The sequence below is a fragment of the Methanobrevibacter sp. UBA212 genome, from assembly GCF_905233225.1.
GTDB lineage: Archaea > Methanobacteriota > Methanobacteria > Methanobacteriales > Methanobacteriaceae > Methanocatella.
Map to the genome: position 1 here is coordinate 1 of NZ_CAJODJ010000042.1, position 13542 is coordinate 13542.

Here is a 13542-nt window from a genome sequence, read left to right on the forward strand (position 1 = left end):
AACAATTAAAATCACATTTAATTGAATAATATATCATTTATAATTACTCCTATATAAAAAATGAGAGAGAGCATTTGAAAAGTAATCGAATAACGAACTCAGAGCAATTTTTCAAACCAAAAACAATTTTTCATAATCAAAGCAATTATTAAAAATCCATAAAAAAAAGTATACTGAACAAAAATTCAAGACCAAAAAAATCCACCAAAAAACACAAATAAAAAATAAACACAAAAAAATAAATAAAAAAGATAGTACACCCAATAGTGCAATTCATCCATGACCTTGAAGAGGTCATGGTATTCTTGCATCATTTAGATAAATAGGATATTAAAAATCCCGTTTGTTATTTTTTCATAATTTTTAGGCAATTCTTACCGTCTTCAATGCCGCAACTTATCATGGAATTCGACATATTTTTAATTGCATCAATTACGTGGTCGTCTTTAACAAGATACCAGAACCTCTTTATAGATATCGATGCAGAATCATCTAAATACATTCTATAGTTAATATGACCTTAAAAACAATATTAAAATAAATTATAAATCTTTTTAATGGAGTTTTTTATTTTTTGCTTTGAGGATACCTTATTGCGGTCCATAATATATTTTATAACATTATCTGTTGATTTGCCGTCATGAATTGAACAGAATTCTTCATAAAACTCATCATAAAATGGAGCATCACGAACATCCAAGTTTTCATATAATTCCTCTTCGCTTCTACAGAGCACGCCACAGTTGACTTTCCTGATATCAAAATAAACCCCTTTTATGAAATTTTCATACTTTTCCAAATCGGGAACAAAGTAAATAACCGGCTTTTTGCTGCAATACCAATCAAAAACGATGGAAGAATAATCGGTGATTAAAATGTCAGAAGCACACATCAGCTCAAGGGCATCATCCCAATCAGTAACATTGATTACATTTTCTGCGACATTATCCAATTCATTTAATTCACTCATATGATGAATCCTGATTAATAAAACAGAATTATCAGGAGCATTATCCATAAATTTATCTAAATCAAACATCAAATCAAATTTGAATATTGTAGGACGTAAATAATTATCCCTATTGTTTCTCCAAGTCGGCGCATATAAATAAACTAATGAATCTTCGGAAATATTTAATTTTTCGCGAATTTCATTTCTTTTAGATTCGTATTTCTCCTTATCATAAAAAATATCATTGGCAGGATAACCTGATTCTAAAATTTTGCCTGTATATCTAAAACAGGATCTAAATTTCTCGCTTGAATAATGATTAGGACTCAACAATGTGCTCCAGCCTGTAGACTTAACATAAAAATGAGGGGTTGTTTTTCCATCTTTGAAATATTCCAGATCTATATCCCAATGCATTTTCTTATAAGGCGTTCCATGCCAGGTCTGAAGATAGAATGTCTCATCCCTCAAATACCAAATTGGAAAAATAGTATTGTTCACTACAACGGCCGATTTTGCAAGATACTTATAATACTCATCAGAACCCCTATCAACAACAATGGCATTACCCGGAATAATGCTCTTATCGCCTTCATAAGACCATATATATGTATAGTCAGGATATAGCTCGAGCATCCTCTCATAGATATATCTGGGATTGCCGGTATACTGTCTTGCCAGGTTGCTTTCAAAAAAGAAAGTCTTTTCATCGACCGGATATTCCTTGCATGCATTTTTATATACTTTAGGAACACCGTATCTCCTATATTTAGCTACTTCATTAAATAATTCAGGATATTGCAAAAATAATTCTTGTTCTAAAACCTTTTTAGTCTTATCACCCAAATATTTTGAAAAATTCCTTTGTAACTTCTTATATTTGCTCATTTTCTACACCAAAGGTTTATCAGAAAAATTTTTTATAAACTTTCTTTACGGTTTTATCAACTTTAGATTTGAATGGAACCCTGGACTTGCCAATGCAATACTCTATTACCCTATCGGCAGAAGTGCCATCATGAAAATCACAGAATTCCTTATAGAAGTCCTCATAAAAAGGAGCATTGCGAACGTCTAAATTATCATACAATTCCTCTTCTGTTTTGCAAATCACACCACAATTGACTTCAGTAATATCAAAATAAACGCCCCTTATCTTATTTTCATACCTTTCCAAGTCAGGAACATAATATATTACCGGCTTTTTGCTGCAATACCAATCAAAAACGATAGAAGAGTAGTCAGTGATTAAAATATCCGCAGCACACATAAGTTCAATTGCATCATCCCATCCGCTGACGTCGATGGCTCTGCCTTCCAAATTGCCTAATGCATCAGATGATGCGCTCATATGGTGACCCCTAATCAACAAAATAGAGTCATCAGGAGCATTATCCAAAAATTTATCCGGATCAAGCATCAAATCAAACTTGAACATTGAATGGCCTATATGACCTCCATCTCTCCAAGTAGGAGCATACAGATAAACTAAGGAATCCTTAGAAATATTTAATTTCTGACGAACTTCATCCCTTTTCGATTCATATTTTTCATCTATGTAAAAGATATCATTTGCAGGATAACCGTATTCAAGAATTTTTCCATTATATCTAAAACAGGACTTGAATTTAATTGTTGAATAATGATTTGGACTTAATAATGCATTCCATCCGGTTGACTTTGCATAAAAATGAGGAGATGAACGTTTATGCGGATTCGTATTATTTTCCCTATCCCAATGCATCTGCTTATATGGTGTACCATGCCAAGTCTGAAGATAAAACGTTTCAGGCCTGTGATACCAATTAGGAAATGTAGTATTATTAATTATGACTTTTGCCTGAGCCAGATACTTATAAAATTCATCGGAGCCTCTTTTCACGACAATCGGATTGCCTGGGATAATGCTTTCATCCCCATTATAAGACCAGACGTAAGTATAATTGGGATATAACTCCAGCATCCTCTCATAGATATATCTCGGATTTCCGGTATACTGTTTTGCCAGATTACTTTCAAAAAGGAACATTTTCTCATTTACAGAAAACTTCTTGCATGCATTCTTATACCTTTTGGGCATGCCATAATTTCTATATTTAGCTATTTCATTGAATAATTCCGGATTGGAGTAAAATACTTCATTTTCCAATTCCTCCTTGGATTTATCACCGAAATATTCAGAAATCTGCTTTATTAAATCATTATATCCCATCCTAACACCGCCAAAATCAAAATTTTTTAGAAATCCTTTGATAAATATTTTTAGTTTTATATGAAAACCAGCCTTGAGTGGTCTTGATTAATTTAACTTCCTCTTTTAACTTCCTATTATCCCTTTTCAAATTACCATTAATACTAATCTGTTCGTTGACATTTTTTCTCAAAGCCCTATTTTTTGCTTTTAAGTCATTTATCTTCATTTTATATGAACTTTCAGAACGGACTAATCTGATTAAGGAGTCAAAATCTCGATTTAAAAATAAATCATATTTGAGTTTATCTATATCATTTAAATCACTGAAAGCTTCATCAGGAAGTGTTTCAGTAAAAGGCCTTACTGTTTTGTCCATAACTTCAATATATTCATTTTCACATCTATCAAATTCATTAATATATTGAAGTATATCAATTTCAACAACTTTTTTATAGAATGTATCTAATAAAGAAGAGTTTTTTTCGGAAGATTTGAAAAAATCCAATATCCTTTTTGTAATAGTTATTCTGTCATTTAAATTTTTTAACTTGAATACGCATTGTGTAACTGAATAGTTATCACTGGTTCTAACTCTCCAATAGTAATTAACGGTCGGCAGAATTCCCAAACACTCGCTGGCACACAAAACCTCCATTGAAAACAAAAGGTCCTCATATAGAATATTCTCAAAAAACTTAAATCCTGATTTGTCAATAAAATCTCTTTTTATGAATTTTGACATACTTGTATCATAAATCAAATTCTTATGCTCAAAAACGTTGGTTTTTGAATAAATTTTGTCATATCCCGCTTTTGAATGCAATATGCATGGCCATACAACACCTTCATCATTGAAACGAAGGGCATTGAAAACCACCAGATCATGATCATTGTCCTTTGCGAATTTGTACAGCTGCTCATATGTGTTTCTATCAATCCAATCATCAGAATCAAGAAAAGCCACATATTCTCCTTTAGCTACTTTTAAACCATTATTTCTTGAAATGGATTGGCCCTGATTGGAATCATTTTCTATTAATACAATCCGATCATCTTTTTTAGAATACTCCTTTAAAATTTTAAGACAATCATCACTAGATTTATCTTCAACACATATTATTTCAATATCCTCAAGTGTTTGACTGATTAGGGAATCCAAACATTCTTCAAGATATTCAGCCGTATTATAAATCGGAACTATTACGCTAACTAAAGGGTTTTCAACACTCATATTATCATTTTAAAATTATAGCTATACTCCCATCACTATCTTCAAATATCCTTATTTTCTTACCGTTATAATCAACGGTCTGTTCTTTAAAGTCAATGAATGCATCTTTCTTCAACTTAAATTTATTTTTACGAATTTCAACATTAAGATTATATTTTGTATTTTCCTCAATGGAATATTTCCAGATTAACTCCAATTCATCCTGCAACCTTATTTTTGGACTATTATCCTTTTTAGAGAAGAAAACATTATCATATTTATAATTGAAAGCTACTTTATAAATAGCCGCACCACTGGTATGAGGTATCAAAGTCATTGATTGACTGTCAACTTTATAATCAAAGAAATTCCTACAATAACCTTTTGTAATTGAAAAATTACCTAATGCGGTGAAATAGAAGACTAAATTCTCATTCTTATTTGAATCAACAATTTCACTATTTTCCTTTTTGAAAAATCTTTCTTTAAACCTGAATATTTCATAGGTATCATCATCAGATATAACCTTTAAATGAACATCATAATTGTTGATGTTTGTGATTTCATCGACATTTACCTTGCCTGAATAAACATGGTCATCAATTTCCTCCAATCCGAATTCATAGATATTATTGGCTCTTAATGTATCTTTTTTGGTCAATCCCATGAATGCTACTTTAACTTCTTTGATTTTCAGATTTCGAGGCAATTCAATATTATTGAAGTAAATGAATTTGGAATCTGCAGAAATGTCCTCAACATTTATGAAATTATCTTCCACTTTTCCAATTTCAAATATCTCATCCGGGATACCATATTCAGGATTGTCAAAGTATTTTACATTCCAATAAAGCTTTCCATCACGGAAAACTGTTGAACGCTCATCCAAATCAAAGTTCAAAAAGTCTTCCAGATCCTTGTCCATGTCATTCAATATAAAATAAAAGAACGTATTATATCTTATTTCCAATCCGTTGTCATAGATGTCATCAATTCCGGACAATATGGCCTTTATTTCATTCAAGTAAGCCTTTTTAAAGTCTTTATCTTTTAAAATACCTTTGATAGGATAAAAGAATCTTTCAAGATATGTCTTTATGACATAGCTGAAGTATTGTTCCTTTCCAGCTTCCTTAAAGTAATCCTTGGCATAATAATAAGTGGAAAGCCTGTCTTTCATGTTAGGTATGTCAAGCAAACTTTTACTGATTGATGTGTCACTGTTTCCTTCAATAATGTCCTCCTGAGCACGTCTACGCCAATAATAAACCACATCAGGAATTATACTAATTTTATCTGCAAATGAATATGCCCGATAAACCAGTGGAACATCAGCATAAATCTTTCCAGGAATCATATAGATATCATGTTTTTCAACAAATTCACGCCTGTAAATCTTGTTCCAATAAAAAACGTCATAATAAATATCTTTGAATTCATCGACAGTGAATGTTTTCTCTTCATCCCAAATGTTATTCTTAAAGGTTATTTCTCTTTGATATCCGCTCACATATTTAACGGGTTTTCCGGCGACAATATCAGAATCAGTTTCCTTAGCCTTTTTGTACAACTTTTCATAGGCATCTTCAACAACGATGTCATCAGAATCAATTATTGCTACATATTCACCTTTTGCAATTTTAAGACCGTTGTTTCCTGCAACAGCCCCACCCTGATTTTTCTGGTCAATGATTGTTATATTATCATATTTCCTTTCATATTGTTTTAATATATTTAAACTGTTATCTGTACTTTCATCATTGACACATATGATTTCCATATCATCCAGTGTTTGATTAATAAGTGAGTCCAAACATGTTTTCAAATAATATTCCGTATTATAAACCAAAACAACAACAGATAATTTATATTCATTTGTCATATCCTTATCCCCAATCTCACATTCTCCAATCAATTAATGATTCAATAGCATCCAAATCAAATACAGGTAATTTTAGCTTATTTGAAATAACCATCCTTTCGGAAAAGGAATCGTCGATAAATATTGCAGATAAATCATCATTCATATATTTGTATTTGTCATCTTCTTTTGATAACGTAATTATTTCATCAAACAGATTGATATCAATTTTCAACTCTTTTAATGTCTCCCGAATATCCTTTATGTGCTTTGTAATCAAAATTATTTCCTTACTCTCATTTACACACTGATATAAAAACATCATGAGAAAAGTGTTGATTTTGCCTTTAACAAAAACCGTATCGTCAAAATCAAGATACACCCGGTCATAATCAATTTCATAATTAAATCTATTGGTCAAAGCCCTATCAATGGTTAACCTATTCTCATTGGTCATTACACTAACATCAATTCCCAAATGCGCATACAATGTTAAAAGAGGGAAGTTTATGCCTGTATTTCTGTGCAATGCCATTGTTCCGGCAATTCTTGGAGCAATTTCCAATAGCTTATACTGATTATTCCTGTCCTTCTTAAGCTGGAAAAACCATGCTCCGTCAAAAGTCAATTTTGAATTTATTATTTCTGCAATCTCCTTAATTGATTCTTCAGTTTGAACAGTTATCGCATTTACGCTAATTCCATCTTTTACACGAATTCTCTGCCTTTTTTCACAGTACAATAATTTTCCATTGGCGGAAAAACAATCGATTGTATATTCATCATTAGGAAGATATTCAACTGCTATCAAACCGGGATTTTCAGTGAAATGATGTTTCAAATCATCAATATTATTAGCAATGGCAACTCCCTTGGCACCTTGACCCACATCAGGCTTTAAAAAAATAGGAAATTCGCCATCAGTTAGCTTTCCAACATAATCCAAATCATCAAAACTGTCTTTGGAAAGGTCATATAATTTAGGAATGAAATCAAATTCATTGAAAAATTTATATGTTTTGCTCTTGGATCTGCAAACGTCACATGTTTTACTGTTTGAAACAACAACATGTGCCTTCAAATCACCTTTAAGTTCTGAAAGCTTCAGTACGACATCATCATGTGCAGGGTATATCAAGTCAATATCATTCTCTTCAATAGCCTGATTCAGGAAGTCCAACAATCCCTCATCATCAATGAATGGAATGTCTGGAATATAATTTTCATATACAAACTTGCCGTGGTCGTCTACGCTTGACCCGCCGTACAGCTTAAAATCCTTACTGTATTTTAAAGCGTTATGAATCTCCAAACCAATCTCAGAACCACAGGGGAACACTAAAACATTTTTCATACTATCAACAAATCATTCAAAATTATCATTAATCTCTTCAAACTTAATAATCTCATTTTCAAAGATTTCAACAATGCCAGGATATTTTCTAAGCCTTCCCATCCTCTGATGGAATGTGAGGACCTTAGGTATATTCCAATAATTACCGTAATAAGTTTTTAAATAATAATCCTTATCATTTGGACCTGGGAATTCGTATTTACCGAATTGAACACGTTTAAATGGCTGCATCTTATCGGTTTCAAAAACCTTGAGTTTTAAAATCCTTTTCGGTCCTTGAGGGCCTTCTACACCATTCAACATGTGATTGGTTCTGTCCCATGTCAGATTCATGTTCTCGTGATATCTCTCAACTGTGGCATCATAATCCCCGATTTCCACAATATCATGATAGAACTTCAATCTTGCGTCCTCATACTTCTGGCCTATATCCTCGCCGCCATATTGCTTCATATAGTCATATGGGAAAACATCAAGTGCGGTCAAATCAACTCCTCCGCCGCTTAATGTATTGTAATAGAATAACTGTAAAAATGAAGTTGCACCTTCAACAAAGGCGTTTCTTTGCCTGAAATTGATTTTTATATTATCCTTAAGGCCATTTCTTTCAAGCTCTTCGGGAAGAACATCAACCAATTTGTTATAATCCTCCCTCATCATTCCTGAGTCCATATCATCATCCCATGGAATGAAACCGTCGTGCCTGATAGCACCTAAAAATGTACCTCCCTCAATCATCCACTCCAGATCATACTTCATGCATACGTTATCCATGAATCTCAACAATTCCAAGGACAAGTCCCTGAAACTTTGAAGTAACGGACCTGGAGTCAACTCATAATCAAGAAAGATTGTATTGAACAGTCTATTATTGGAGTCATTGGCCTTTTCAAGTCTTTCAACTTTTTTAGTTAAAACATCAACCTGATTTTTATAATATTTAAGTGAACCGCTATTGTTTATTAATTTTTGTGCAAATTTTTGTTTTAAACCCATCGAAACACCCTAATCAAATATCTTTTTAATAATTTTTTCTGAAGAATCACCATCACATAAGCTGCAAAATCTCTGATAAAACTCATCATACCTATCAGCAAAGTCATCTGAGATTTCACCAATATTTTTAATAGTATAAATCAATTGATCATTATCCTTTATAAGTGGTCCTGGAAGTTCCTTTTCCATATTCAAGTATAAACCTCTAACATTTTCAATATAATGATTTAAATCCGGCACGAAAAATAGAATAGGCCTTCTTGAATGTGCATAATCAAAGAATACTGAGGAATAGTCAGTGATTAAGATATCTGACATAATATACAGCTCCTGAATATCATCATAACTTGACAAGTCAATAGCGAAATCATTCATTTTCTCATCAATCTTAAGATTTTCAGACACCAAATGATGCATCTTTAAAATGATTACATATTCGTCGGAAAATTCCTCATATAACCTTTCCAAATCAATTTCCAGATTGAAATAATGCTGCCAGGAATCATTTTTCTCATCATCCTTCCATGTTGGAGCATATAAAATAACTTTCTTATTCTCATCAATATTAAGTTTGGATTTCAAGTTTTTAACAAATTCATCATTATCCTTAAAGAAAATGTCATTTATAGGATATCCCAACTCCAAAACTTCCTTATTGTATTTAAATGCCCTTTTAAAAATCTTTGAAGAATAAGTGTTTGAAGATAACAGATAATCCCAGTTTCTGGACTCATTGAAGAAATTCTGTCTGCCCTGAACTTCAGGCCCAGGAATAGTAATGTCAAAGCCTAATTTCTTAAGTGGAGTGCCGTGCCAAGTCTGTAAATAAACATTTCCAGGCCTTTTTGTGTGAATTGGGAATATGATATTGTTTACCCAATACTTTGACAAAGCCAGGTATTTATAATAATCTCCAGGCTGGAATCTGTCAACGATTATAGGATTTCCAGGAATTATATCCTTATTTTCTCCGGAATATGCCCAGACAAAAGTATATTTTTTATCCAAACCCATCTCCAGCATTTTTTCATAGATATACTTTGGATTACCGCTATATGCATTTCCAAAAAAGCTTTCAAAGAAAATCATATTCTCATCGATTCTGGTCTTGGAAGCCTCTTCATAAATTGTCCTTCCGCATGCAATCGTATATGATCTCCACCATGCCGCTTCGGTTGTAATCCATAAAGCCAGTGAATGTTTGTTTTCAGTAGCATAATAAGAATAAATGTTGCCGTCAACATCAAGCTTAATCAAGAATCTGTCTTCATCATTTTCAAAGTATTTGAAAGTTGATAAAACAATTAAAGACTGATAATAGATATCATCATCATAAAGTCTCAGATAAAAATCCATTCTTAAATCAAGGATTGTTTCATCTGAATTATTAATTTCGTCAATTATTCCTTCAAAGGTATATTTTTTATTATTTGATTCAGTGGCGCTGAATTTCATGTCAAAAACATTGCTTTGACTGTCCAGCCTATGATTTGCCATAATTGTAACACGGTCAATGTTTTCAATATCCTCATTTACTATCTCAAAATCTCCCTTTATCAGGATATTATTATCCTCGAGACTTTCCAAATGAGTAATATTATAATCAAAATCTATATCATCAAGTTTTATTGACAGGTTACCGAAATTTGTTTTATATGAATTTAAAACCAAATGTTTTTCTCTAGATATTGCCTTAAAGAATTGATTAGAAGGAATGAATTTTACTCTTTTTTTATAAAACAAATCATTTGATTTGAATTTAAAATAAAAATCCAATGCACCAGTTTGAGTCATTTCCACCAATTCAGAAATTTCAAAAACAGCAGTGGAAGATTTTACTTTACGCAACAATCTTTTACCACTAGCCCTATGTTTGATTTCAATGAATGAATTTGGCATGACTCTTTTGGTTGTTTTAACAATCAAATTTTCATCCTGTAAAGACAACTCAACTGTAGGCTGTGAATAATAGCTGAAATACTTATTTAAAAGTTTTTTAGCAATTTTTTTACCCTTACTTTTTATACTCATGAATAAAACACCACAATCATTTCAATTCGATTTCAATGATTTTACAAATTTTTTCAACATCCTCAACAGTCAAATCCAAATATAAAGGTAATGAAAGGATTGTATCACTGATACTTTTGGCAATTGGAGTATTTTTTTCAAAATCATATGCTGGAAATTCATTGCATGGAGGATAGAAATATCTTTTGGCATAAACATTATATTCAGGCAATTTATTAAATAAATGATCCTTTTCATCAAATGTATTCAATTTAATTGTGAAATATGCATAATTATAATCAACATTGCTTTTAGGTCTTAAAACTTTTACTTTGCCCTGATCTTCAAGATCTGACAGACATTCCAAATATTTTTCATAAATTATTTTTCTTTTAGCAATTGCATTTTCAACATATTCCAAGTTAATTAAACCCATTGCTGCTTCAAACTCATTCATTTTAGCATTAACGCCTAAAAATTGCACTTCCTCATTATCTGGAGTGATTCCAAAGTTTTTAATTGACCTTAATTTATATGTTAAATCATCATCGTCATACATCAAAGCTCCGCCTTCAATGGTATTGAATACCTTTGTTGCATGGAAACTGAACATGCTGATATCACCATAGGAACCTATAGGATTACCATCTATTCTAACATTAAATGCATGAGCAGCATCATAGATTACTTTCAAATCATTCCTTTTAGCAATTTTTTCAATTTTATCAATATCACAAGGATTTCCAAATACATGTACAGGCATAATTGCGGAAGTCTTATCAGTAATCAAATCTTCAATATTGTCCGGGTCAATATTATAATACTCCTCATCGACATCAGCATAAACTGGAGTCAAACCGTTATTAATAATCGCTTGAGAAGTTGAAGCGAATGTGAATGGAGTTGTAATAACCTCTCCTTTTAAATCCAATGCTTTTATAGCCACTTCCAATGAGGCATGACCATTGACAAAAAATTCAATGTTTTTTACATTCAGGAAACCTTTAAGTTTCTCCTGGAATTCACGTTCCAACGGACCATAATTAGTTATCCAGTTATTGTCCCAAATCTCTTTTAGTCTTTTTTCATATTTTTCGATTGGAGGCAATAATGGTCTTGTAACAAGTATTGGCTCTTTAAATTTTAAATCCTTCATAATATCCTCTATGATAAAATTGATAAAATAATATATTATACTATATATCATTTGTTTTTTATCTTATTAATACTTAAAGAAAAAAGCCCTTTTAAATCATTTAAAATTTGTAAAAATTAGATATTAACTATCAGACAAATTTTTTGACAAAACAACCTTTTAGAATACAATAGATTAAAAAATATTTAATAAAAAAAATATAATTAGTAACCGTAATTACCATATCCGTCATCGATTACTAATGAGTCAACGCCATGATAGGCCTTGTTGAATAGAGTTCCGTTATAAGTTGTATGGATTGTATAATTCCCATTATCCAAAGTGGACAAAGCAACTGATGCCTCACCGGAATTATCTGTAACCACATCATAATAATTAGCCCAACCTGAGTCATCTAAAATTTTAATTTGAACCTTTTCTCCAGGATAAACATTTCTATAATCATCAGTAAGGAGTATTTGAACCTTGTCACCATTTTTAAGGGAAGAATTGCTAATTACATCCACTTTAGTGTTGTGAGAATTGGCTTGGATAAACAGGAATGCTCCTATAAGGATTACTAAAATTATTATCACTATGCTTATGATAGTTTTTGATTTCATATTCCACCTATTCATTGTGAACTAACAATACATCCACATCACTGTTTTTAAGGACTTTTTCAGTTACACTTCCAAGGACAAATCTGTGAAGTCCGCTTTTACCGGTTGAAGATATTACAATCAGGTCGACACCTTCATTATTTGCAACTTCATTAATTGCATCTGAAGGAAAACCTCTAACGACCATTTTTGTAACCTTTACATCGTCATCGAATTTGGCCGCCATATTATCCACATATCTTTGGGCATCCTTTTTGAGCTTATCATTTACTTTTTTTACTTTTTTTCTAGATTGAAAAGCGCTAGATGTTAATATGCCTGCAACAGATAAAACAATTACTTCACCATCTTCTGCGAGTATATTTTTCACTCTTTCCACTTCTTGATCCGCATAGGCTGAACCGTCTGTAGGTAATAAAATTTTTTTATACATTTGCTTGCACCTTAATTATATAAATGTATTTTATACTTCATAGTTAATAATAGTTAGTGAAAATGAACACTGATGATAATCAAAAATAGAAAAATGAATTTTATTAAATAATTTGAAATGCATATTTAAAAAAAAATAATTATAAAAGAGCTTTTACAGCTTCTTTTACATCATTTAAATCCTCTGTCGGCTCGAATCTGCGCACAACATTGCCTTCACGGTCAACTAAAAACTTGGTGAAATTCCATTTGATGTCATTGTTGTCTTTATAATGCCTATCCATCATCTTAACAACAAGTTTAAGTTTTCCAGCGCCCTTACCTGTCAGTTCAACAAATGGCTGTTCATTCTTAAGATATTCGAACAATGGAGATGCATCTTCACCATTGACGTCAACCTTTTCAAAGATTGTGTATGGAACCAACCATTTTGAGCGGCAGACTTCTGTGATTTCTTCAGTTGTTCCAGGCGCCTGTTTTCCAAACTGGTTGCATGGGAAATCCAAAATTTCAAAGCCTTGTTCATTGAATTCTGCGTAAATTTCGTTTAGTTCTGTGTATTGTGGTGTAAAACCACATTTTGTTGCTGAGTTTACTATCAAGAGTACTTTGTCTTTGTATTGGGATAATGAAACTGTATTTCCATCACCATCTTTTACTTCAAAATCATATATTGACTTGAACCACCCCACCCTAAAAGAGGGTGGGGATTCCTGAATTTTTTTTCACTTAATAATGGTTAATTTAAGTATTTTTTCAGGCTATCCCCGTTGAA

Annotated in this window: 11 protein-coding genes; all 11 read right to left on the bottom strand. The window is 31.9% G+C overall.

Annotation, left to right across the window (positions count from 1 at the left end; translation table 11 throughout):
- Positions 1–532: 532 nt before the first annotated feature.
- The 11 genes from QZ138_RS09615 to QZ138_RS09665 all read right to left on the bottom strand — a co-directional run bounded on the left by QZ138_RS09615 (position 533) and on the right by QZ138_RS09665 (position 13441).
- Entirely contained in the window at positions 533–1840 is a 1308-nt protein-coding gene (locus QZ138_RS09615; protein ID WP_292888824.1) for a CDP-glycerol glycerophosphotransferase family protein, read from the bottom strand.
- Positions 1841–1859: 19 nt separating this feature from the next.
- Positions 1860–3164 carry a CDP-glycerol glycerophosphotransferase family protein gene (locus QZ138_RS09620; protein ID WP_292888825.1) on the bottom strand — a complete coding sequence of 435 codons (1305 nt, stop codon included), beginning with the start codon at positions 3162–3164 and terminating at the stop codon, positions 1860–1862.
- Positions 3165–3180: 16 nt separating this feature from the next.
- Positions 3181–4377 (bottom strand): glycosyltransferase family 2 protein, encoded by a 1197-nt coding sequence (locus QZ138_RS09625; RefSeq protein ID WP_292888826.1) that lies wholly within the window; start codon positions 4375–4377, stop codon positions 3181–3183.
- A 4-nt stretch (positions 4378–4381) separates the two neighbouring features.
- On the bottom strand, positions 4382–6238 hold the full coding sequence (locus QZ138_RS09630; RefSeq protein WP_292888827.1) for a glycosyltransferase: 1857 nt from the start codon (positions 6236–6238) through the stop codon (positions 4382–4384).
- 16 nt (positions 6239–6254) lie between these two features.
- Positions 6255–7571: an ATP-grasp domain-containing protein gene (locus QZ138_RS09635; protein WP_292888828.1), complete on the bottom strand. Its 1317-nt coding sequence runs from the start codon at positions 7569–7571 to the stop codon at positions 6255–6257.
- Positions 7572–7583: 12 nt separating this feature from the next.
- Positions 7584–8567 carry a LicD family protein gene (locus QZ138_RS09640; protein WP_292888829.1) on the bottom strand — a complete coding sequence of 328 codons (984 nt, stop codon included), beginning with the start codon at positions 8565–8567 and terminating at the stop codon, positions 7584–7586.
- A 9-nt stretch (positions 8568–8576) separates the two neighbouring features.
- A complete protein-coding gene (locus tag QZ138_RS09645; RefSeq protein ID WP_292888830.1) occupies positions 8577–10598 on the bottom strand; it encodes a CDP-glycerol glycerophosphotransferase family protein in 2022 nt (673 codons plus the stop codon).
- 16 nt (positions 10599–10614) lie between these two features.
- Positions 10615–11733 carry a DegT/DnrJ/EryC1/StrS aminotransferase family protein gene (locus QZ138_RS09650; protein WP_292888831.1) on the bottom strand — a complete coding sequence of 373 codons (1119 nt, stop codon included), beginning with the start codon at positions 11731–11733 and terminating at the stop codon, positions 10615–10617.
- A 203-nt stretch (positions 11734–11936) separates the two neighbouring features.
- Complete coding sequence (locus QZ138_RS09655; protein ID WP_292888832.1) at positions 11937–12335, bottom strand: hypothetical protein; 399 nt, start codon at positions 12333–12335, stop codon at positions 11937–11939.
- Positions 12336–12342: 7 nt separating this feature from the next.
- Positions 12343–12768: a universal stress protein gene (locus tag QZ138_RS09660; RefSeq protein WP_292888833.1), complete on the bottom strand. Its 426-nt coding sequence runs from the start codon at positions 12766–12768 to the stop codon at positions 12343–12345.
- A 139-nt stretch (positions 12769–12907) separates the two neighbouring features.
- On the bottom strand, positions 12908–13441 hold the full coding sequence (locus QZ138_RS09665) for a glutathione peroxidase (protein WP_342765677.1): 534 nt from the start codon (positions 13439–13441) through the stop codon (positions 12908–12910).
- Positions 13442–13542 lie beyond the last annotated feature (101 nt).